This is a genomic window from Kordia sp. (genome assembly GCF_022447245.1).
Lineage (GTDB): Bacteria > Bacteroidota > Bacteroidia > Flavobacteriales > Flavobacteriaceae > Kordia.
Genome location: NZ_JAKVBC010000009.1, coordinates 113,160 through 137,521, shown reverse-complemented (window position 1 = coordinate 137,521; position 24,362 = coordinate 113,160). Strand labels below are relative to the sequence as shown.

Genomic DNA, 24,362 nt, shown 5'->3' with positions numbered 1-24,362 from the left:
TGAACAATTAATTATTCGTTATCTATTAAAAAGAATAAAGTAGCTTTAGAACGCATTTTTATGTTCCCAATACTGTTTTCATCTAATGGAATTCCTGTCGGACTTGGAAACATACTTAAAACAAACCCAAGGCGTTTTGTATTCGTTAATTGCTCTAGCAAAGCATCTTCAAACACTTCGGTATGTGTTACCTCAACTTCGTTATTTCCATCAGGAACTACATCAATAGCAAACGCATGTTGTATTTGATCATTTGCATCAAATAAAGTAACATCGGCTCTAAAATTTCTATCAATAGAGTTGGTTACTTCAAAAAAGAATTCAACTTTCGTTAAATTATCACGGAAAAATTGATCATTGAAAAGATCAAGTTCCAAATCATCTCCTTCTACAACAATTTCTGTTCCTGTAGGCTCTGAAAACTGAGCTGCTTCAAAATCAAAAAAGATCAAACTCGATTCTACTACAGGAGAAATAGCAATATCTTCTGCTTGGTCAAAATCGACATCTTTTACGCAGGAAGCGAAGAGAAGTACAAATAGTATTGGCGCAATTTTTTGTAACATCTGCAATCAAGATTTTAATTTAAGGATATACCTATATGCAAAACTTTTGAAAAGCTTTCAATTCAGAATCATTCACTAAAAAAACAATGCAATAAGGCAGGATATTGAATATAATTCAACTTTTGGGAAAAGCATACGACTTTTCTTCTTAATAACAACTTTCTATTAAAAAAACGACGCTTTTTACAATTTATTACAGGATTTTTTCAATTTCTGCTAAGTGATGTACAATTGGGCAGAGCAAATGTGTGTACTTTTTATCAAAATCTACATGTATGGCATGCATGTTTACTTCCAATGCTCCCATGATGTCTGCTTCAAAGCTATCACCTACCATCAGTGCGTTTTCGGGTGCTACTTTTGCCAATTCTAACGCGTGTTCAAAGATTTTTGGATTCGGTTTTTTTACATTGACACTTTCGGAATCAATAATATGTTCAAAATAGTTAAAACTTCCTGAAGCTTTCATCTTTTTACGTTGTACTTCGCGAAAACCATTTGTAATTATGTGAAGTTTATAGCGCTCTTGAAGATTATCTAATAACGTTTCTGTGTAATCAAAAAGATGGTTAAACGTAGATAAAAATTCTATATATTGAAAAGATAGTGTATCAATTAAATCGTCTGAAGCATTATATTCAAGAGCCTGAAATGTTTTTGACAAACGTTGGTAGCGCAGTTCTTTTTTGGTAATTTTCTCATGACGATACAAGCGCCAATACTCCAAATTTACAGGCACATATACTGCTAAAAAGCGTTCAATTTCAACGTCAACTTTATTTTCAGATAGTATTTTTTTAAAGGTTAACGCAGAGTTTTTTTCAAAATCCCAAAGTGTGTGATCTAAATCAAAGAAAATATCAGTGATGTGTTTCATTGCTATACGCTTTTAATAAATTGACATACAATTCTTTCCACTCCATATTGCGTTCTGAAAGCACTACATTGTGAAATACTGCTGCAAAAGTACCATTTACTTTTTGGACTTCAGTTGCCATTTTCATGATTTCATTCGGAAAAATCTCCGATTCTATATCACCTGTATATTGCATGCAAAATGGATTGACTTTTAAAGGTGTTTGAATTTCCATGCCAATGTCATAAAAGTAAAACGGACTACAGGTACCTGCGCGAAATCCAATAGTATCTCTGTAACCCATTGAATAATCTTCTGTAAATTCTAAATTAATCAGCGCTCGATAAAATTGTGGAACATTAAGCATATTAAAATGTTGTCGCACGCGCTTAACAGGTTTATTAATGGTAGTCGTCAGTCGCTTCTTCTCTATTTTCAATTTTTTGATTTCCGAAAAGGAAGCATACGATGCTAACAGTCCCACTTTGCTATAATCGGATACGTTTTTTATCAAACGCACAAATACATTTTTATAAATGGATATGTTATGATCATTGGTTGCATAATCGCCAATTTGAAAGAAATAATACGCTTTTGATTGATACTTTTTGTGTAATGCAATAAAGGTTTCAAAATTGTCAAAAGGATCGTCTCGCATTCCTAGTAATACTGCAAAACGTTCTATGAAACGTGAAAACTTAAGTCGTACAATATCTGTAGCAAAACCACCTAATGTTCTTAAAATACCACGTTTTTTATACGCATACGCCACCGGAATATTTATGATGGGTTTGTATTCAAAGACACGCTTTTCGGACACAACATCAGGAAAACGTTCCAAAATAATTTCTAAAAACTTATGTGCCCAAATATCCACTACTGGAGTGGTAAGAAAATCGTTTTTAAACGCTAAGCTTTCTTCTGCGGTATAACGCCCATGCTCGTCTTTTACGTACGGTAAATATTCTTCATAACGACTCAACATGTAAAAACTTGCTGCAAAAATGTCATACGGAATCGAGCTTTTTTCTCCAGTTGGAAAAAAACAAGGAGTGTTGTCCCATTTTTGAATAGAAAATTCTACTTCTCCTATTCCTTGTTCAAAAAGTAAATCATGACTTCGCACTGAAAATTCATCGCCTAATGGTTGTTTTACATACGACATTTTGACTTCATTGTGAGCAATAAAGGTTTCAATTTTCGTTGTAAAATCAATAGGAATTCCTAAAATACGTGTGAGTACATGTTTGAATGTATACCGTAATCTTGGGGTAATGGTTTTCGTATATACTAACAGCATTGTGGAACTCTTTTAAACTTTTTATTTTGTTGAAAATTTACTTTTTAAGTTCTAATTTTCGCTTAAATGTACATAGCATAAACGAGTTCTTAGAGTAAGTTTTCATCAGCGAAACTAAAATACTCTTTATCTGTGATAATTAAATGATCTAATACTTTTATATCTAAATTTTCAGCACCCAAACTCAATTTCTTAGTGATAGCTTTGTCAGCTGCACTTGCTTTTAAAGTACCTGATGGATGATTGTGTGCTAGTATAATTGCCACGGCTCCAACTTCTAAAGCTGTTTTTAAGACCAAACGAATATCGACCAATGTTCCTGTAATGCCGCCTTTGCTTAATCGTGTTTTTTTGAGGACTTTATTGGAATTGTTTAAATAGATAATCCAAAATTCTTCGTGTGGTAATTCGCCAATAATCGGTTGCATAATTTCAAACACCATTTTGCTTGAAGTGATTTTTTTACGTTCTACTTTGGTTTCTATTTGCCTACGTTTCCCTAATTCTAATGCTGCTATGATAGTAATTGCCTTGACCAAACCGACACCTTTGAACTTTTGGAGTTGTTCGGAAGATAGTTTTCCTAGTTCATTCAAATTTCCTCCAACAGAGGCTAAAATTCGTTTGGAAAGCGACACAGCACTTTCTTCTTTATTGCCCAATCGAATTAAGATGGCTAATAATTCAGCATCACTCAAAGCGGTTTTACCTTTGAGTTCTAATTTTTCCCGTGGTCGGTCATCTTCTGACCAATATTTTATAGATCCAAGCTGTACATTTCTGTCTTTCATTTTTACTCCAATTTGATTAAAGCTACTCTTTTTTTCTATTGATTTGTAAAATGAGTTTATAAGCGTTGAAAAAATTATATAAGCGTTATTTTTTAAGAATTATTTTTAGGTTTAAGGCGATTACAGTACCTTTAGATCGCAACTATTTTTTACAATTACATCATTAAAAATACACCAACATGAAATCATTATTTGACGCAGATACTCATGAAGAAATTCAAAATCGTATTGAGAGTTTAACTGTAGAATCAACTCCTAGTTGGGGAAAAATGTCGGTTGCACAGATGTGTACGCACTGCCAGAAACCTTTAGAAGTTGCCATGGGATCTTTACAACTTGGTAAAAAGAAACTTGGTTTTATGAAACGATTGGTTTTTAGGATATATAAACCTTTAATGTATAACGATAAGCCTTGGAAACAAGATTTACCTACTGTACGTGATTTTATTATTAGTGATGAAAGAGATCTTGCTGCTGAAAAAGCAAAACTAGCTGCATTGGTAACTAAATTTAGTGCTTCTGAAGATACAACTGAATGGCCAGCTCATCCATTGTTTGGAGACTTTACACATGAACAATGGGGAAAGATGCAGTATAAACATTTGAATCATCATTTAACGCAATTTGGTGTGTAAATATGAATTATCCTCCAAAACATCATCAAGAGACCGATTTTACGAATATTGTTGAAACAATCAAGCAATATCCATTAGCTACTTTAATTTCTGCGAAAGACAGTGAAATTTTTACCACGCATCTTCCATTGATGTATAATACTTCCGATGGTGAGTTTGGTTCTTTGATTGGACATGTAGATAAGTTTAATCCGCATATTGAATTGCTTCAAGAGAACATTCCCGCGCAAGTTATATTTCACGGACCAAATTGTTACATTTCACCAAACACTTATAGCACCACACAATTTCCCACATGGAATTATATCAAGGTACACATTTCGGCAAAAGCTACACGCATAACAAATAATGAGGACGTAATTGCTTCTATTGCTCACATGACTTCTACTTTGGAAACTTCAGATAATCCGTATGTACTAGATACTAAAAACCCAAGGGCACAAGCACTTTTGGACTATATTGTTGGAATAAAGTTAGAAATTACATCTTGGGAAGGAAAGTTTAAGTTATCACAAGACAAATTGCCCAAAGACAGAAAACTTGCCAAAGAAGTTTTAATACAAGAAAGCCGCAAAGATATTACGGCTTTTCTCGACAACATTTTGTAGTTAACACTAACTTCTACACAGGTCACTTAAAGTAAATTATTTATGGTATTTTGAAATAGTTCTATCGAATATCGTAAGAAATCAAACGTTATTCTGTTACAGGAATTGGGCTACTTGCAAAAGATATGGTACTAAGAACACGTCCAATACCGTTTGTATAGTATTTTTTATCAAGTCCTGGCAGCAATTCTCCACTAGGAGCCATACGTGCATATACTTCCATAAATTCACATTCAAATTCACCAGCTTAGTGTTGAAATTGTTTCTGTGCCTTCTCCACGTCTGGAATAAACTGGATAAGTAGCGCCATCACTTGCCAGAAACTCTTGTTCGTCTTCTCCAGAGAATAATATATCTCCTAGTTGGTTGAATAAATAACCAGTAGAATCTCTGAGATATTGAAAACGCTCTCTGTTTTGTCGATATATAGGATTGTTTGTATCGTTTCCTGAAGTGCGAATTCGATATTTATAAAACTCGTTGCCGTCGATGATTTCGGTTCCTGTAATTTTAATAGAATCTATAACACCAACACTATTATAGACTGCTGTAACTTGATTTTCTCTACGACAATGTTCGTATACCCAAGAATTCCCAACGGTTAAAGCAAAGAAATTTTCTTCGGGTTCAGGAATAATATTGCCATCGTTGGAACAAGAAATAATGGATAAACTAAGCGCTATAAACGCTAAGAAAAGTGGTTTTTTCATAATTAATCGATTTATTATTTTGGTAAAAGTAATTATGAAAAATATGCAGTTGGTTTTATTGGTTTGGTCTTTTTCCCTAACGCTACTTTTTTTTAGTGTATATGTTGTGTAAATTCTTCCAAATCGAGTCCTCCATAGTTTCCAGAACTCATGAGTAATACAGCTGTATTTTGTAAGTTTTGATTGAATAAATATGCTTTGAATGCTGCTGGATCTGTATAAATAACTAAATCTTCTCGTTGAAAAGCTGCTGCAATTTGCGCTTCTGAAACTTCGTCCAATTGTTTAATTTTTACAGCATGTGGAGAATAGAATACTACTGCTTTGTCTGCAGCATCTAAAGCACCTTTGTATTCTTTTAAAAATTCGGCATTCAAACTACTATAAGTATGTAATTCTAAGCAAGCAAATACTGTACTATCTGCATACTGTTCTTTTACTGCTTGCGTAGTTGCTTTTACTTTACTTGGCGAATGTGCAAAGTCTTTATACACTACCGTAGAACCTTTCTCTGCTATTTTTTCTAAGCGCTTGCTTGCTCCTTTAAACGTAGAAATGGCTTCGTAGAAATCTTCTTCGTCTACGCCTATGTGTTGGCAAATCCATTTGGCTCCAGCAAGATTGTTAAGGTTATGTTTTCCGAATACTTCAATCGGCATCAAACCATCAGGAGTTTCTAAAAAGGTTTCTCCATTTTCAATTGTGTAGTTTGGTGTTTTATAACTCAATTTACGAATTGGATTCTCAGAAGCTTCTACAACTTTGACAACTTCTGGATCTTCCTCGTTGTAATTGATGCTTCCACCTCTAGTAATAGAATCTACAAATATTTGAAATTGCTCTACATAGTTTTCATACGTTGGAAACACATTGATATGATCCCAAGCAATTCCACTTAACAAAGCAATATTCGGTTTGTACAAATGAAATTTTGGTCTACGATCAATTGGCGACGATAAATATTCGTCTCCTTCCTAAACAATAAAATCGTTTTCTTCGGTAAGATGTACCATCGTATCAAATCCTTCCAATTGCGCACCTACCATATAATCGACTGCAATGTCATGGTAATTTAACACATGTAAAATCATCGAAGTAATGGTCGTTTTCCCATGACTTCCGCCAATCACAACACGTGTTTTGTATTTAGACTGTTCGTACAAAAACTCTGGATACGAATAAATAGTAACTCCTAATTCTTGCGCTTTCAATAATTCTGCATTATCAGGTTTTGCGTGCATTCCTAAAATAATAGCATCCAAATCGGCAGTAATTTTTTCTGGAAACCAACCAAAAGTTTCTGGCAACAATCCCTTGGCTTCTAATCGACTTTTTGAAGGTTCAAAAATCACATCGTCACTTCCTGTAATTTGGTATCCTTTGGCATGTAGAGCTAAGGCTAAATTGTGCATTGCGCTTCCGCCAATTGCTATAAAATGTATTCGCATGTTTTGTAGAATTCTAAAGTGTAAAGATAAACCGCTTTTTTGTTTTTTGGAATTTTAATTCATCAAAGTTTCTGACTGAACTCATTGCTGAATATCATATTTTTTTCCTCCTTCATTTCACATTCCGAAATATTAATCTTCATACTTCTTTAGTAATTTCTTACTTTTAAAGAAGATAATCAATTCTAACCAAGAAAAATAACCACTAATAATAATCAACATGGATAATAACAAAATCAATACGTTTTTTAATGAAATCATATTCGATAAATTCATACTGAACTTCATCCCTGGCTTAATTTTATTCTTTGTATTGAGCACATTTATAGGTATCTCAACAGGTCAAGGACTTACAATACTTTTAATAGTAACTTCAGTTTCATGGGTTTTAGGAGTTTTATTAGAAATGATCTTTTTCAAAAAAGCATTCTTAAACAAACGAGAAGGGAAAGCGTTTACACATACAGAAAATCTAAATTTATTATTTGGAAAAATTGGTATTAGCATTCTGATTGCTTGTATATTTTGGATTGATATAGAATCTGTTCTTAATTATTTTGAGTACAGTGGGCGTATGGATGGAACAAAAGTTTTCTTGATTATTCTAAAATTTGTACTCTTTGTTTTGGGTGGACTCTTTCTATATTTACATTACTTAAAAAGTAGAATAAAAGACTAATTTGTTATTGCTAAAAAATAAACATTCTTGACACAAGCACTAAAAGATGAAACGCTAGAACAAATTCAAAAAGAAGTTCTTTTTGGCTTTGACGATGAATATACAATTTCTGAAATTATTAATGACCTGTTTTATGATGTAGATGATTTTGACGTTGATTGGCTACATATAGAGATTTCAAAACAATTTGCAGCTCACAAAAAAGAAAGTCTACAATGGAAGAAACCAACAGATTTTGATAGACTTGTAGCAGTATTTGACCAACTCAACAAAGAAAAAATTGTAAGTCTTCACAAAGCAGGATTTACACGACAAGATGCAGAAGGTGATTGTAGAGAAATTATTGACGAACTCAGCACCTTAGGTATTACAGCTAAAGGATATTGCTATTATCACATTCAAGATTTAGAACGTGCCATTCACGAAAAAGTACTCTTTATCGGATTTGACAGCGTAGATTACAATGATGAAGTAGCACTTAAAATCGCCAATCGAATTATTGAGTTATTGCATGAAAATAACTTTCAAACTTGTTGGAATAATTCTGTAGAAACCCGCATAAAAATTACTGATATCAATTGGCAAAAAGCATATGATGGTATTGATTACAATTACGATCGTGTATTTTCAATTTTTCAAAAAGAACATACATCCACAAATAAAATAGTGGCTAAAAAAACATTCTGGAAGTTTTGGAAATAATGAATTAAGTATGTAACATACCTTGCAAATTAGCAACTTATCTCTATATATAGAATCATTTACCATGAATAAAATTATAAACTTCATTAAAAATAGTTGGACACTACGAACCGTTGGTGTGATGACATTAATTCATGTTGTTTTGCAATTAGTTTTTGAACAGAAATTTGAAATTTCAAGTATCATTATCTTTTTTTTGTTGGGTTATATTTTGTTTGGGGATTTGGAAAACTTCAAAAAAAGTCAGCAATAATTCGTATTTTTATAGTACTGCACATTTCTAATTCCTCAATGTATGAATACAAGCAAAACTTCTATTTTTAGCATACTCTTATTGTATTTCTGTTGTTTTAGTACGAATGCACAAGTAACTCTTGACAAAAAAGATGCTACTTGGCGTTTATTAGTCAATGGGCAACCTTTTGTTGTAAAAGGCGCTACGTTTGGACATGAAAACGATGTTGTCAATTATGATGCCTATTTCAAAGATTTGCAATCGCTTGGTGTCAATACGCTTCGTACATGGGCAACCGGAAAAAACACCAAAAAGTTTTTAGATGCTGCTCATAAATACAATATCAAAGTCATGGTTGGTATTTGGATGCGACACGGACGTCCTGGCATGGAAGACGATGATAGTTTTGATTATTTACAAGATATGGAAGGTATGGAAGCCATGTATGAGACCTCTATAAGAGTAGTTGAAATGTATAAAGATCATCCTGCTGTACTGACTTGGGGCGTTGGAAATGAAGTCTATCTCAACATGGCAACAGACGCTGAAAAAGAAGCCTATTCCAAATTTTTAGAGCGTGTATGCAGTGACATTAAAAAGATTGATAAAAACCATCCCATTTCTTCTACTGAAGCATGGACGTTTGGATTGGAATGGTGGCAAAAATATGTGCCTTCTGTAGATATTTATGGTTTAAACTGTTATGGCGCCGGTGCGAATTTTCTTCAAGAAGAACTCAAAAAAAGAGCTATTGACAAACCGTATATCATTACTGAATTTAATGTTACTGGAGAATGGGACATTAAAAATGAAAAAAATGGCGTCAAAGTAGAGCCATCTGACGAAGAAAAATACAATACAATTGTAGATGGTTATCACAACTGGATTCAAAATAAATCGCAGTGTTTAGGAGTGTATGTCTTTCATTATGCCAACGGAAATGATTTTGGAACGCCATGGTTATTTACGCATCACAGAGGTTTATATCGTCCAACATATTGGGGAATCCGTAAGGCATATACTAGAAAAGAACCTACAAATGCAATTCCTAAAATAAAAACCTTTGAATTACCAGAAACAACTTTAGAAAGTCATACATGGATTCCTGTTTCTTTAGAAGTCTTAGATGCTGAAAATGAAGATTTAACCGTTAGTTTCTTCTACAATCAACGAACAGGAAGTCGCAAACGAAGAAGTCAAATCAATAAAGTAAACTCCAAAGGCTCGTTGAAAGATGGTTTCGAAATTCAAATTCCTAAAGAACATGGCGCTGTCAAAGTTTATGTCAACGTGCAAGATACTTTCAATAATGTAGGCATTGCTTCCACAGGAATTAAAGTAAATGATGAAGATGCTAAAAACAAAAAATATTTAGTTCCAAAAGTAACACTTCCTTTTTATGTATATAAAGATGGGAATGACTTACCATACATGCCAACTGGATACATGGGAAATTACAAAGCGATGTCTGTAGACACCCAAAACACTGACGAAGTGCATGCTGGAAACTATGCTATCAAAATAGAATACAAAGAACGAAGTGGTTGGTACGGACTTGCTTTTGTAGATCCAAAAGACGATTGGGGAGAAACCTTGGGCGGTTACGAAATAGAAGGTGCAAAAAAATTCTCTTTTTGGGCAAAAGCCAATCGTGATGGCGTTACTGCAACTATTGGGTTTGGTTTGATAGACAATGACAAACCTTTTCCTGATACCGCAAAAAAATCTAAAAAACTTGAACTAACTAGCGAATGGAAAAAATATACATTTAAAATCAAACGCGAAAATTTAAGCTGTATTCGCTCTGGTTTGGTACTTTTTTCAAGCAGTTTTGGATTCCCACTATCGATCTACATTGATGAAGTGGTTTTTGAATGATGCTTCTTATATAACACCGCTTTTTTAAATTAGTTTTAATGTGTGTTTCCTCACATTAAAACACTATAGATATTTAAACTTGATAAAAATAAAATATGGCATATGTAATCGGGATTCTTACATTAATAGTTGCTTTAAATGGAATTCTATTCCAACCTAAGAAAAATATTCGCAAACCATTAAGTTTAAAAAATTTAAACAAGTTTGGCTTTGTCTTGATTGGTGTTTTGCTTATACTCACCTCTGTGACTATATCCCAACAAGTAAATGATAAACTTGATAATAAAAAGTTGCAAGAACGAAACGAATACATCTTAAAAGCAATGAACTTTTGTAATGGTTATGATTTATTGGTCAGTGGTACAATTCAATTTAAAAAATCAGAATCCGAGAAACATATACGTACTTCTCTAAAAAATTTATTCATTAAAGAGGCAAAAGTTCAATTGGTCACTCATAATAATTTAGGGAATTTTGAAGGAGAAGTTAATGCTTATAAAAATGTTGAAATCAATAAGTTTTGGAATTTAAGGCGTGAAGGTAGTTCGGCTAAAAACACAAATAGATTTGAATTAAAGTTTGAAGACGTAAAAATTCTAAATAAAGAAAGTATTCCTTATGTAAAGCTCTCTAACGAAGATAAAATTGAAGCTATTCAAAAGAAAAAGACTACTTCAAAAATTTATAAGAACATCTAGAGAGTCTCAAGTTTTGATCTTGAAATGACTCAAATTGAAGACATTAATATTGATTTAGATATTTCTTCAATCTAATTTTATCATGATTTTAAGTAGTTTTTTTGTTAGATTATAATTTCATTATCTTGTTTCCATAAAACAACCAGCTTCTATTATGTCAATAAATTACTCTTTTGGACTTCCTTTAAAACACAATTTTGCAGAATATGTATACTATCAAGGCTTGTTTCTTCCACATGAAATCGATAGAATTTTGAATTTTTGGGATGATGATAAGACCATAAAAGCAACTCTTTCTGGTGATAATAAATATGATGATGAATTGCGAAAAAGCTCCGTGATGTTTATTGATAATACTCCTGAAAATGATTGGATTTACAGCAAACTGGCGAGTATTGCCGTGGCTTGTAATAACGAACGCTATTGGTTTGACTTGCTAGGTTTTCATCAAGAGTTACAGTTAACAAGGTATAGCACTGGTGACTTTTTTGATTGGCATCTTGATTTTGGCGCAGGAGAAATTTCTGCTAGAAAACTAAGTATGACCATCCAATTATCAGATCCTGATGACTATGAAGGTGGCGATTTAGAATTTATGATCAACAAAAAAATAGTGAAAGCGCCTAGAACCAAAGGAACAATTATTGTTTTTCCTTCATTCATAATGCACCGTGTGACTGAAATCACAAAAGGAACACGCCAGTCTATTGTAGGCTGGGTTTCAGGTCCTCCATACAGATAATATGAAAAATCAGTATCATTTTCATGAAAAAATCACTACTACTTTTCTGTATTCTATGCAATTTCTCATTACCAGCGCAAAACTTAAATGATCTTTTTGCAAATTGTCTGATATCAGATACGGAAAGTAATATAGCTCGCGCCAATCCAATTCACATTATTGAGATTGATGAAGAAAATAATCGTATTAAAACTAATTACCAAAACTTACAGAATCTCCTTGTACAAGCAACAGAAAAACAGTCTTGGTTTATTACTCAAAGTGAAGAAGCATCTACGATTGTAGAAATAAAAAATGTGGATGCGAATTCAGGTTGGATCACACTTGGCGAAACCTATGCAGGCGTTTTCAACATGGATGAAGGTGAAACCTTAGAGTTTTTTAATCCGTTTATCAATTACAAAATTATCCATAACAAACCTTTATTTAAAGAATATCCAACATACATAAAAGACGAGCGTATTAACTATATACAAGCTGGTGGCATTATTGAAAGAAGCAAAAATGATTATGTCTTACTAACTCCCGTAATATTTGGCGCACACAAAACAAGAGCCATCTATTATGCCACAAGTACTGATATGGAAAACTGGACGTTTCAAGTACAAAAACTATTAGACACCTCGCAAATTCCGTTTGCAAAAAAAGAAGGAAATGTATTTAGTACTGGAAATCCTCTAGAACTGAAAAACGGAACTTATTTAGTGTTACTTGGCGTAGAACAACCAAACGGAAAGTACACTTCTGCGTATATGATTCTGAATAAAAAACTAGAAATTGTTCAAGCGCCGCAAGAAATCAAAATTCCAGATTGGCATGGTGAAAATCAAAATAGTTTCCCCTTAGCAATCACAAAACACAAAGGCTTGTATAGAATATTATTTCACAGAAGAAGTAAACGTTTCATTGAATCTGAAATTCATGAGATTACCACTAAAAACATTCTAAAAGCCTTCAATCAGAACAAAGGAATTCATTCTTCTAAAATCATACAAAAAGCCAAAAATGAAACAGGATATGTACGTGGCAAAGCAGATGACGCAACTTATATAGCTTTCAATTCAAAACTATACATACTATTAGGAAGTGAGGAATTGCCTTCGGAATATTTAACTTCTTTCAATCGTGAATACGGTTTGCTTTCACTTGAAAATAACGAATGGATTCACGATAAACGAAGTCCATTGATTGTAAACCCAATGACGATTTATAACAAATACCCTGAATACGAATGGACATCTGACCATTTAGGAGGATTTATTTCTCCGATATTTCAGGATAATTATCTCTATTTATTTTTAACTTTCGGAACAGATAATCCAGACTATTTACTTTCGGGAATTAAAATAAAAACTGACTAACCAAAACTACCAACCATGAAAATTATTGACCTTTCCAAACCAATTCAATACAATAAAAACGATCCTTGGTTTATGAAAGTTAAAATCAAGCATAAACCACATCGCAAAGCCAAATGGCTCATTCGCGTCTTGGGGTTGCCTTTTAAATTATTTCCAAAAGGATTTGATGGTTGGGCAGATGATACCATCAAAAAAATGGGCGTACATTCTACCACACATATTGATGCGCCTTGGCACTACTCTCCAACTGTAAATGGAGAAAAAGCCAAAACTATAGATGAAGTTCCACTCGACTGGTGTTATGGTGAAGGTATTGTAATTGATATGAAGCACAAAGCTGATTTTGATGCCATTACGGTTGAAGATATTACAACATTTCTCTCCGAAAATAACCTAACAATCAAACCTAAAATGATTGTATTAATCAAAACAGGAAGAGACAAATTTAACGGCACAAAAGATTTTCATAAAATCGGAACAGGCATGAGCGCCGAAGCTACAGAATGGCTCATAGACCAAGGAATCAAAGTCATGGGAATTGATTCTTGGGGTTGGGATTTACCACTACCATATATGCTTCAAAAAGCCAAACAAACAGGGAATTCCGAGCTATTTTGGGAAGCGCACTTAGTTGGACAACGTAAAGAATATTGCCATATGGAACAACTGGTTAATTTAGATGCGCTACCTCACACAGGGTTTAAAGTGGCTGTATTTCCTTTAAAAATTGTAGGAGCTTCAGCGGCGCCTGCGCGTGTAGTCGCCATCCTAGAATAAACAAATACAAAAGAATGACGAAAGAAATAAATACTTGCAAAGAATGTAAAAGCGAGTACTATGCAGCTACTTCCAAAAAAGAAAACTTGTGTCCAAATTGCGCGCATTACTTGTATGGACAACGTCAATGTCATCATACATTTAAAGAAGGAAGATGCTCTAAATGTTATTGGAATAATACTTTTTCTGAGCGCGTTACGGCATTGATCAAAAGAAATAAAAAGAAACTCAAAAGTATAAACCAAAGTATTTTAATGGCTACTGTGATACTTATAATTTCTACACCGCTAACTATTATTGGACTTGTATATATTGACACTACAGTTTTGAGCCTATCAAAACATTCCTTCTCAAGAAATATTCTGTTCTTTTTAAGTGTTTTTGGAGTACTGGTATCCATTCCTTTTCTAATAAAAGCTAGAGTTTATAAAAAACGACTGATCAAAGAAATCCCATATTTACGGTATGACTGGTATTTTTCATATTAATTCAGATATCTGACATGCACTTTTGATTTAAAGGATCAAAGGTTTGGAGAACTTTATATTCTCCCCAAAAATACTACAAACATTTCCGCGAGTACTTCATTTATAACAATCGCTACATTTTCATTTCAAATCCTAAAAAAATCATGTATTTTATCGAGAATTTTGATGTAGCGTGAAATATTCTATCAAAAAATAACACGCATACAATAAAATATACACTAATCTAAAATTTAAAACTATGGAAATGTCTATTGCTCTCATTGCGATTATTGTCATCATTTTAATTGCAGTTATTGCTATTTACAACAGTTTAATTGGAAGAAGGAATCAAGTACAAAATGCCGAAAGCTCTATTGACGTTATGCTCAAAAAACGCTACGATCTCATTCCAAATTTAGTAGAAACTGTCAAACAATATATGAATCATGAGAAAGATTTGTTAGAAAACATTACTGCTCTGCGATCAAAATTAATGACACAACCTATAGATAAATCTGAAAGACATCTATTAGAAAATAAATTGTCGCAAGGTTTGCAACAACTCAACGTAAGTGTTGAAAATTATCCTGACTTAAAAGCCAACGAAAACTTCCTAAATCTTCAATACAACCTAAACGAAATTGAAAGTCAATTATCGGCTTCTAGAAGAGCGTATAATGCTTCTGTATTGGATTATAATAATGGATTGGATAAGTTTCCTTCAAACATTATTGCCAATATCTTCAACTTTAGAAGAGAAGAATTCTTTGATGTATATCCAGAAGAAAGAGAAAATCCTAGTGTAAAGAATTTATTTGACAATTAATGATTTCTGAAGAAGTAAAAAATAGATACGCAGCGATTCTTTCCACATTCAAAGCTGCGAAACAAGATATCTTTAGAAGGTCAAAAAAGAACTGGAAAACAACAATATATGTGTATCTTGGTATTGTAGCTTTAGGGTTTCTTTTAGTATTATTTGAAGTTATTCGACTTCACAATAACTATATGTTGCTGATTATTTTCTTGGCTCCAGCTATCATTTTTATGATTCCCTACTCAATTTCTTTTTCACTCAAAGGAAAGTGGGTTGAAAAATATAAGGATGAAGTATTAAAACCGATTGTAGAAGCGGAATTTCCTGGCATTTTATATGAAGACGAGCAGCATATATCTAAATCGATGTTTACTGCAAGTAATCTTTTTACAAGACCTGATCGTTTTAATGGTGAAGATTTATTTACAGGAAAATTAGATGCCACTACCTTTACTTTTTCGGAAATTCATGCCGAAGAAAAACACGAAACCAAAGATAAAGATGGTAATAAAACCACCTGGTATACGACTATCTTTAGAGGCTTATTTTTAATTGCAGATTTCAACAAGGAAATTAAGCACGAAACCTATGTGTATTCTTCGGGCGGGAAGTGGTTTTCGCGATTCAAACGTGTTCGATTGGAAGATCCTGAATTTGAAGATCGTTTCAATGTCTACAGTGACGACCAAATAGAAGCTAGATATATTCTAACGCCCAAAATGATGAGCAGAATTGTAGAATTAGAAGATCGTTTTGGCGAAAATTTATACTTATCATTTAGAGGACATTATGTGTACATCGCCATCAGTGAATCGTTTGATATGTTTGAAGCTAGCATTAATGAAGAGGTAAGTTTCAACCAAATAGAACGTTTTTTAGCTGAGGTAAATAGTATTCTAGAAATCATTAATGACTTGGATTTAAACCTTCGCATTTGGACGAAACGATAGTTTTAAAACATAAAAATACTGTAATTATGATATCTACAAAACAACTTAGTATCAGTATTTTTTTGCTATTACTATTTGCTTCTTGTGTTAATAAACAACCGTTTGATCTTGAAAAAGAAAAGAAACAAATCTTAAAATTACACAATGCTCAAAGAGCGCATCACTTCAAAAAAGATTCCATTGCTTTTTTGAATCAGCTCTATCAGCATTTCATTTCTATAAACAAGGGAATTATTAGTCACCCAAAAAAAGAAGAAACATTAGCGCGTTATAACGGATATTTTTCTGCGGTTGAATTTGTAAAATGGGATGATGTTACTGAACCAATCATTAAATTTTTGGATGATGGAAGCATGGCATATACCATTGTTGACAAAATTGTAACAGTAACCTATAAAAACTAAGAAGGAAATTCGGTGCAAGGAGAAACACATTTTGCATGGACAGCTATTTGCAAAAAATATGGTGATACATGGAAAATTGATTGCGTTACATCTACAGAAAAGCCAAATTAACAGTATTCATTACATCTTCAAAATCTTCTCTTTGTGTTCTTCAAATGGATCTAATTGTTCAGCTGCTAAAGCTTTATTAATCCATTCCAAGGCCTTGCTTTTATCACCTTTGTGCGTAAAGATTTGCGACAAGCGGTAATATGCCCAACACACAGGTACGCCATCTTTTGCTGTATAATTTGTGATGTAAGTATACAAACACTTTTCCCCTTTTTCTAACTGAACATTATAATCGGCAGCAACCTTTCCAATTTGATAATGTATTGCATTACGTTGGTGTTTCTTATGCGAGTTTTCCATATTTTCAATGGCTTTTAAAGGCTTATGCTCTTTCTGATATAAACTTGTCAACTTATCATAACAAGTTACAGATCCACCAACTTCAATCGCTTTTTTATAATATTCTTCTGCCAATTCAGGTTCATCATCGTATTCGTAAATATATCCTTTGGCTAAATAGCCATCTACTTTGGAAAGGTTTTCCAATTCGTTGGCATACTTCATTGATTTCTTATAGCTTCCTCCAATAATTCCGGGCAATTGCATATACAATTCAACCATTGCCCAGCGCACATCAATATGTGTAGGATCAAGTTCAGCAGCACGGTTAAAGGATCTTTTTACATCACCAATTAATCCTAAAGCTCTAAATTTACTCACTTCCAAAGCTTTCATTCCTTTAGCACCTCCAAACTTATAATGGTAATTTGCATTATAATCGTCCATTTTAACTAGTTTTTCATAGTTTTCAATAGCGCCATCCCATTTTTCTTGATATCCATACGCATCACCTAAAAGCTCAATCAACTGGCGATCGTTCGGTGAATTTTCTACCGCAACTTTTAAAATAGATTCTGCTTTACTATACTGTTTACTATCAAATAATTGTTTGACTGTTTCGGCTGTTGTTTGACTCATTAATAACATCGGAACACATAAAAGGACTAAAAAATAATACTTCATTTGTTTTTTCTTAATTTCAATAACTTATGAACTTATTAATCTCAAAGATACTATTTCATATACAAAATATCTAAAGCTTTGGTCATTCACTTCTTTATTTGCTTACGGTTTTTAAGAAATAAATAGTATCAAGATCAATTTTTGGAATACTCTTTGTTTTTTAAAATTTAGATGTATCAAAATAATAACACACAAGTAAACGCTATTGTTTGTAAAAATTCTTACTTTACATACGTAAAAAACCTATTGTAAAGTTTTATACTAAGAACAACGAAAGAATAGCTTTTACATTGTGAATAAATTATAACCCGAATGAAAAACGTCCTCACTTTATTTATGATTCTATTGTTTAGTCAATTCTCAGACGCCCAAGAAAAATATTCCCAATTATGGAAAGAAGTAACTGCGCTTGAAAACAAAGGATTGACCAAGTCAGCTTTAGAAAAAGTCTCCCAAATTTACGCAATTGCAAAGCGCGATCAAAACAATCCGCAGATCATCAAAGCATTTCTGCACAAATCTAACTATCAGTTAACACTAGAAGAAAATGCAGAATTAACAATTGTCAATGAACTCAAAGCAGAAATTGCCACACAAACATTTCCTTCAAAAAATATTTTACAAAGTATTTTAGGACAGTTGTATTGGCAATATTTTCAAGCAAATCGTTATAAATTTTACGATCGAACGAAGACTGCAGAAAAAGTAGATACCAATGATTTTAGAACGTGGGATTTAGATACTTTATTTAAGGAAGTTTTTACACTTTTAGAAGCTTCTCTCGAAAATCCAGCACAGTTACAAAATATCAACTTAAAAGAGTTCAACGAAATTTTAAACACACAAAAAGGATCTAAAATTTATCGCCCAACGGTATATGACTTCTTGGCTCATAATGCCTTAGAGTTTTTCAAATCGCCTGAAAACACAATTACCAAACCAAGTGAGACTTTTGAAATTGACAATGAGGAGTATTTGTGCGATGCAACACTTTTTTCAGAACTTAGTTTAACTTCTAAAGATGCACTTTCACAAGAATTTAAAGCATTAAAAATCTATCAGGATTTGATTCGTTTTCACTTAAATGACAAATCTCCAGAAGCCTTAATCAATGTAAATATAGAGCGTTTGAAGTTTGTACAAGGCAACGCTACATTTAAAGGATCAAAAGAAAAACTGATTCAAGTGTATCAGAATGAAAAAACGACTTTCGCATCGCATCCATATTCAGGAATGTACGATGCTGAAACTGCCGAATTACAAAAGCAATTTGGAGATCAATACAATATCAATACTCCAGAAAAGTACAAGTGGAAATATAAAACTGCCATCACATTATGTGATGCAGTCATTAGTAAGTTTCCAGAAAGTGAAGCTGCCAAAAAGTGTAAAGTCATTAAAAGCAATATTGAAGAAAAAATAATTAGACTCACAACAGAAGAAGTCATTCCAATTGGGAAACATTCGATACTATCTATCAATTATCAAAATGTAGCACAATTGTATTTTTCTGTGCGTAAAATCAATTATAATCAATTGAAAAATTATTATGAATTATACAATGATGTAGAACGTGTAAAATTCATCAACAAGTTGCCAATTAGTGAAACATGGAATGCTAATTTACCTACAGAAAATGATTATCATAATCACACTACTGAAGTTGCAGTCCCACCATTAAAAAATGGTTTCTATCTCATTACGGCTTCTCCGACTGAAACGCTAAAGAAATCGTTTTTAGCTACTGATATCATACAAGTAACCAATATTGCCATTACGCATAAAAAAACAGCATCTAGGTATATTTTTCAACTTACAGACAGAAATGACGGAACATCAATTCCGAATCAAAAACTTCATATATCATACAAAGTCGGCTACAGAGGAAAAACACAAACGCAAACACTCACAACAGATAATACAGGAAGTGCTACACTAAACGGAAATCATAGTGGTCGTATGTATGATTTAGACATCAAAGTTTCGAAACAAAACGATGTTGCTCACTTTGACAATTTTAATTTCTACAGTCGAAACCTTTCTGACAATTCAAATCCAAGAAGTTCACTCTTTTTATTTACAGACAGAAGTATTTACAGACCATCGCAAATAGTGTATTTCAAAGGAATTTTAGTTCGAAGAGAAGGTACAAAATCTACCATTGAAAGCAACGAAAAAGTGAAACTCACACTGCGCGATGCGAATTATCAAATTGTCAGTGAACAATCATTTAGCACCAACGAATACGGTTCATTAAAAGGCGAATTTGTGATCCCTAATAATGGCTTAACAGGAAATTACTCAATCCAAGTATTCAAAGATGATCAAGGTATTGGAAGCACTAATTTTTCTGTGGAAGAATACAAACGTCCAAAGTTTGAAGCAACGTTTTTACCAATTACAAAAGCATTTGCCATAAATGATTCTGTCATAGCTAAAGGAAATGCTATCGCTTTCGCGGGAAGTACCATCTCTGATGCAAAAGTTAGTTATTCTGTAAAACGTACGCCACGCTATCCACATTGGGCATTTTGGAGAAGACCTTATCTAAATACAGATTCACAACAAATTACTAGTGGAGAAACAACGACAGATGCATCTGGAAATTTTGAAATTACCTTCAAAGCTATTCCTGATGCAAGTGCTGACAAAGAATTACTGCCTGTATTTGATTATGAAGTTACCGCAAATATTACAGATATCAATGGAGAAACGCGCAGTACCTCAACCATTGTTCATGTGGGTTATCACAGTTTAAATGCCAATATTGTGATGGATCGTAAGTTGAATGCCACCAAACGTGATTACACTGCAAAAGTCATTATAAAAAATCTAAATGGTGAAAAAGTTCCTGCTAAGGGAACATTAACGATTCATAAATTACAAGCACCAGATCGTGTATTACGTCCACGTCCTTTTAAAGTTCCTGATTACAAATCCATTTCAGAAACTGAATTCAAAAAGTTGTTTCCACATGAAGCGTATACTGTTGAAGAACAGGATTATTTAAAATGGAAAAAAGGCAAAAATGTATTTAGTGAAACGTTTGATACCGAAAAAAGCAACAAACTCGAATTAGGAAAAATTAAACGTTGGGAATCAGGAAAATACATTGTAGAATTGCTCACCATTGATGAAAATGGTTATGAGATCAAAGATGTCATGTACACAGATGTTTGGAATACAAAAGATAAAATTGCTGCCGATAACAAATTATTGGAAATAGCTGTTGATAAAAAAGCGTATGAATCAGGTGACGAAGTCCTTTTAACAATCAATTCGGCAACAAAAGCAATGAAGGTTACGGTTGATATCGAAAAAGATAAACAGATTGTACAATCATATCAAGTTTCATTAAAAGATGGTAAAAAAACGATTAAAATTCCTGTTGACAAAAAAGATGAAGGTGGCTTTAAAATTCATTGCACAGGAACCATTTTTAATAGTTATGTTGAAAAACAAGTTTCAGTAGTTGTAAAATATCCACCAACAAAATTAACGATAGAAACCTCAACCTTCAGAGATAAATTAAAGCCTGGACAAGAGGAAACTTGGAGTTTCCGTATCAAAGGACCAAAAGGTGAAAAGGTAGCTGCAGAAATGCTTTCTAGCATGTATGACGCTTCTCTGGATGAATTCAGATCTCACAAATGGAGTTTTAGTCCGTTCTATCAACCAAAATATTACAGTTATATAAATATCAATGCAGGTAAAAGTTTCGGAGTTACACGTTTTGGAGATACTTATAGAAATAACTATAGTTACTCTGCACAATCGTATGATCGACTCAATTGGTTTGGCTTGTATTTTCACGGTTCAAGACGAGGTCGTTTTAGAAAAGGCGTAGTGTTTGAATCTGCGAGAATGGCTGAGCCTGTAACAATGAAAGTGGCTGAAGTTGAAGAAGAAGCCGATTATGATGATGCTGGAAATACTGAATTACAATATGGCCTTGGAGATAAAAAAGCTAAGATTAGTGGTAATAAATTGGCACAATATGATACAATTACTAATGGAAATGCTCTTCAAAAACCATTGTCTAATGAAACTGTAGTTCCAAGAAAAAATTTAAATGAAACTGCCTTTTTCTTTCCACAATTACAAACTGATAGTGAAGGCAATGTTTCATTTACTTTTACAACACCTGAAGCGTTGACCAAATGGAATGTACAATTATTAGCACATACCAAAGAATTGCATTCTGCAACAAAAACACTGACAACAGTAACACAGAAAGAATTGATGGTGTTGCCAAATGCGCCACGTTTTTTCCGTGAAGGTGATGAAGTTGTAATCAGCACAAAAATTTCTAATCTTTCTGAAAAGAACTTACGTGGTGAAGCTTCCTTACAATTGGAAGATCCAATAAATGGAAACGATATCAATCCTGCGTTGTTTCCACGTACCGGAAATCCAACACAATCTTTTTCAGTAGATGCCAAAGGAAATACACAAGTTTCGTGGACACTGTATGTACCACAAAATTTACAAGCGGTTCAGTATACCATTATTGCCAAAGCAGGCGAATTTTGTGATGGCGAACAAAATGCATTGCCTGTATTGTCAAACAGAATGTTAGTAACAGAAACACTTCCTATGTGGATTCGTTCTGACGAAACAAAGACATTTACTTTAGACAAATTAGCAAATACAAAATCTAGTACGCTTGCACATCACAAATTGAGTTTGGAAATGACTTCTAATCCTGCGTGGTATGCTGTACAAGCCTTACCATATTTAATGGAATATCCGTATGAGTGTTCGGAGCAAACATTTTCACGTTATTACGCAAATTCGTTGGCTAGTCATATTGCAAATAGCAATCCTAGAATTCAAGATGTGTTCAATCAGTGGAAATCTTCAGATGCCTTGTTGAGTAATTTAGAGAAGAATCAGGAATTAAAATCGTTAATACTGCAAGAAACTCCGTGGGTTCGCGATGCACAGTCAGAAACAGAACAAAAAAAGCGAATTGCCTTGTTATTTGATCTGAATCGTATGAAAAATGAAGAAACACGTACGTTCAAAAAGCTACAACAAATGCAGTTGCTTTCAGGTGCTTTTCCTTGGTTTGCTGACGGACGTGGCAATAGATTCATCACGCAACATATTATGACTGGCTTTGGTCATTTAAGAAAATTAGGCGTGAATGTAAAACAAGATAATGATACCAAAAGGCTTGTACAAAAAGCCGTTACCTATCTTGATAAGGAATTCGTTAAAGAATATAATGACATTCGCAAATACGATAAAAAAGCAGATTTATCAAAAGATCATTTGTCTTACACGCAGTTGCACTATTTGTATATGCGAAGCTTCTTTGAGGAAATTCCAGCTTCAAATGATGTGCAAAAAATCATGAACTATTACTTAGGCCAAATTGATCAATATTGGTTAAAACGCAGCTTATATGCCAAAGGTTTGATGGCATTGGTTTCGCACCGAATGAATCATGCAAAAACAGCAACAGGAATTTTACGTTCACTTCAAGAAAATAGTATTACAAGTGAAGAATTGGGCATGTATTGGAAAGCAAATACTGCTTCTTGGTATTGGTATCAAGCACCTATTGAGACACAAGCCTTGATGATTGAAGCTTTTGCTGAAATTTCAGAAGATATCACTACGGTAGATAATCTAAAGATTTGGTTATTGAAGCACAAACAAACCAATCGTTGGTCTACCACCAAAGCGACTTCGGATGCAGTGTATGCATTATTATTACAAGGAAGTGATTGGCTTTCGGTAACAGATATGGTTGATGTAACTATTGGTGATCAAAAGATTTCGCCTGAAACATTAGAAAATGTAAAAGTAGAAGCTGGTACTGGGTATTTTAAAACCTCATGGAATGGAAACGAAGTGAAACCAGAAATGGCAACAGTGACCATCACGAAGAAAGGAAATGGGATTGCTTGGGGCGGATTGTACTGGCAATATTTTGAAGATTTGGATAAAATCACAACTGCAGAAACGTCTTTACAATTGAAGAAAAAATTGTTCAAACGAACGTATGACAGTACTGGCGAAGTGATTACCGAAATTGACGAAAATACCAAATTGGAATTAGGCGATTTAGTACGTGTTCGTATTGAATTGCGAAACGACAGACCTATGGAATTTGTACATATGAAAGATATGCGTGCTGCTGGTTTTGAACCTGTGAATGTATTATCGCAATACAAAAGGCAAGATGGTTTGGGTTATTATGAAAGTACCAAAGATGCAAGCACTAACTTCTTCTTTGACTATTTACCAAAAGGTATTTTTGTTTTTGAATACGATTTACGTGTCAATAATAAAGGAGATTTCTCCAATGGAATTACCACCATTCAAAGTATGTATGCGCCAGAATTTAGCAGTCATAGTGAAGGTGTCCGTGTAAAAGTGGATTAGGTTTATCCTTTGGATCATCTTTGAAATCATATACGTCTGTGTTATCATACAATTGAGATAACACAGGCGTTTTTCTTTTACTTCAGCTAAAAACTAGCTGACTTTCAAATAGTTCCTTTACAGCTAATACTTATTTCATAGAATTAAGAGAAAACACTTACTTCTGCTGTTAATATACCTGTATTTCGCATTGGTTAATGCTACTCTCACTCAGCAACTTATAAAGATGCAATTTTATAATATCAATAACCAAACTATTATTTATTAA

At 33.4% G+C, this 24,362-nt stretch carries 21 protein-coding genes and 1 pseudogene; 14 read left to right on the top strand and 8 right to left on the bottom strand.

All coding sequences use genetic code 11. The features are described 5' to 3' along the window. Positions 1-11: 11 nt before the first annotated feature. The 4 genes from MK119_RS08410 to radC form a co-directional block, all read right to left on the bottom strand. Positions 12-566, bottom strand: a complete 555-nt coding sequence (locus tag MK119_RS08410; RefSeq protein WP_290676916.1) for a hypothetical protein — start codon at positions 564-566, stop codon at positions 12-14. Between the two features lie 193 nt (positions 567-759). Further along, positions 760-1,443: a YjjG family noncanonical pyrimidine nucleotidase gene (locus tag MK119_RS08405; protein ID WP_290676913.1), complete on the bottom strand. Its 684-nt coding sequence runs from the start codon at positions 1,441-1,443 to the stop codon at positions 760-762. Then, on the bottom strand, positions 1,427-2,722 hold the full coding sequence (locus MK119_RS08400; protein ID WP_290676910.1) for a polysaccharide deacetylase family protein: 1,296 nt from the start codon (positions 2,720-2,722) through the stop codon (positions 1,427-1,429). Before MK119_RS08400 ends, MK119_RS08405 begins: the two co-directional genes overlap by 17 nt. A gap of 89 nt (positions 2,723-2,811) precedes the next feature. Then, positions 2,812-3,513, bottom strand: a complete 702-nt coding sequence (radC, locus tag MK119_RS08395; protein ID WP_290676907.1) for a DNA repair protein RadC — start codon at positions 3,511-3,513, stop codon at positions 2,812-2,814. A gap of 179 nt (positions 3,514-3,692) precedes the next feature. Here radC and MK119_RS08390 point away from each other — a divergent pair, with 179 nt between their 5' ends. After that, positions 3,693-4,148 (top strand): DUF1569 domain-containing protein, encoded by a 456-nt coding sequence (locus MK119_RS08390; protein ID WP_290676904.1) that lies wholly within the window; start codon positions 3,693-3,695, stop codon positions 4,146-4,148. Between the two features lie 2 nt (positions 4,149-4,150). Further along, positions 4,151-4,756 (top strand): FMN-binding negative transcriptional regulator, encoded by a 606-nt coding sequence (locus MK119_RS08385; protein ID WP_290676902.1) that lies wholly within the window; start codon positions 4,151-4,153, stop codon positions 4,754-4,756. 88 nt (positions 4,757-4,844) lie between these two features. Here MK119_RS08385 and MK119_RS08380 read toward each other — a convergent pair whose 3' ends face one another. The 3 genes and pseudogenes from MK119_RS08380 to MK119_RS08370 form a co-directional block, all read right to left on the bottom strand. After that, the gene (locus MK119_RS08380; RefSeq protein WP_290676899.1) at positions 4,845-4,979 is read right to left on the bottom strand and encodes a hypothetical protein; all 135 of its coding nucleotides are present in this window, start codon (positions 4,977-4,979) and stop codon (positions 4,845-4,847) included. A gap of 16 nt (positions 4,980-4,995) precedes the next feature. Further along, on the bottom strand, positions 4,996-5,466 hold the full coding sequence (locus MK119_RS08375) for a hypothetical protein (protein ID WP_290676896.1): 471 nt from the start codon (positions 5,464-5,466) through the stop codon (positions 4,996-4,998). A 92-nt stretch (positions 5,467-5,558) separates the two neighbouring features. After that, positions 5,559-6,914: pseudogene (locus tag MK119_RS08370) on the bottom strand (Mur ligase family protein). A gap of 220 nt (positions 6,915-7,134) precedes the next feature. On the opposite strand from MK119_RS08370, the gene MK119_RS08365 reads away from it, so the two are divergent. The 11 genes from MK119_RS08365 (at position 7,135) to MK119_RS08315 (ending at position 16,624) form a co-directional block, all read left to right on the top strand. Then, entirely contained in the window at positions 7,135-7,593 is a 459-nt protein-coding gene (locus MK119_RS08365; protein WP_290676893.1) for a hypothetical protein, read from the top strand. 27 nt (positions 7,594-7,620) lie between these two features. Next, positions 7,621-8,295: a hypothetical protein gene (locus tag MK119_RS08360; protein WP_290676890.1), complete on the top strand. Its 675-nt coding sequence runs from the start codon at positions 7,621-7,623 to the stop codon at positions 8,293-8,295. Between the two features lie 295 nt (positions 8,296-8,590). Further along, positions 8,591-10,408 carry a glycoside hydrolase family 2 TIM barrel-domain containing protein gene (locus MK119_RS08355; protein ID WP_290676887.1) on the top strand — a complete coding sequence of 606 codons (1,818 nt, stop codon included), beginning with the start codon at positions 8,591-8,593 and terminating at the stop codon, positions 10,406-10,408. A 95-nt stretch (positions 10,409-10,503) separates the two neighbouring features. Further along, complete coding sequence (locus MK119_RS08350) at positions 10,504-11,106, top strand: hypothetical protein (RefSeq protein WP_290676884.1); 603 nt, start codon at positions 10,504-10,506, stop codon at positions 11,104-11,106. A gap of 154 nt (positions 11,107-11,260) precedes the next feature. Beyond that, positions 11,261-11,848, top strand: a complete 588-nt coding sequence (locus tag MK119_RS08345; RefSeq protein ID WP_290676881.1) for a 2OG-Fe(II) oxygenase — start codon at positions 11,261-11,263, stop codon at positions 11,846-11,848. Between the two features lie 23 nt (positions 11,849-11,871). Further along, entirely contained in the window at positions 11,872-13,209 is a 1,338-nt protein-coding gene (locus MK119_RS08340; protein WP_290676878.1) for a hypothetical protein, read from the top strand. Positions 13,210-13,224: 15 nt separating this feature from the next. Beyond that, positions 13,225-13,986 carry a cyclase family protein gene (locus MK119_RS08335; protein ID WP_290676875.1) on the top strand — a complete coding sequence of 254 codons (762 nt, stop codon included), beginning with the start codon at positions 13,225-13,227 and terminating at the stop codon, positions 13,984-13,986. A gap of 14 nt (positions 13,987-14,000) precedes the next feature. Beyond that, a complete protein-coding gene (locus MK119_RS08330; protein ID WP_290676872.1) occupies positions 14,001-14,474 on the top strand; it encodes a hypothetical protein in 474 nt (157 codons plus the stop codon). A gap of 244 nt (positions 14,475-14,718) precedes the next feature. Beyond that, a complete protein-coding gene (locus MK119_RS08325; protein ID WP_290676869.1) occupies positions 14,719-15,279 on the top strand; it encodes a LemA family protein in 561 nt (186 codons plus the stop codon). Beyond that, positions 15,279-16,220, top strand: coding sequence for a DUF3137 domain-containing protein (locus MK119_RS08320; protein WP_290676865.1), 942 nt, complete (start codon positions 15,279-15,281; stop codon positions 16,218-16,220). The genes MK119_RS08325 and MK119_RS08320 overlap by 1 nt, the downstream gene beginning before the upstream one ends. A 26-nt stretch (positions 16,221-16,246) precedes the next feature. After that, positions 16,247-16,624 (top strand): hypothetical protein, encoded by a 378-nt coding sequence (locus MK119_RS08315; protein WP_290676862.1) that lies wholly within the window; start codon positions 16,247-16,249, stop codon positions 16,622-16,624. Between the two features lie 120 nt (positions 16,625-16,744). On the opposite strand, the gene MK119_RS08310 is transcribed toward MK119_RS08315, so the two are convergent. Beyond that, positions 16,745-17,698 carry a hypothetical protein gene (locus tag MK119_RS08310; protein WP_290676859.1) on the bottom strand — a complete coding sequence of 318 codons (954 nt, stop codon included), beginning with the start codon at positions 17,696-17,698 and terminating at the stop codon, positions 16,745-16,747. Between the two features lie 312 nt (positions 17,699-18,010). Here MK119_RS08310 and MK119_RS08305 point away from each other — a divergent pair, with 312 nt between their 5' ends. Further along, positions 18,011-24,094 (top strand): MG2 domain-containing protein, encoded by a 6,084-nt coding sequence (locus tag MK119_RS08305; RefSeq protein ID WP_290676856.1) that lies wholly within the window; start codon positions 18,011-18,013, stop codon positions 24,092-24,094. Positions 24,095-24,362: the final 268 nt, after the last annotated feature.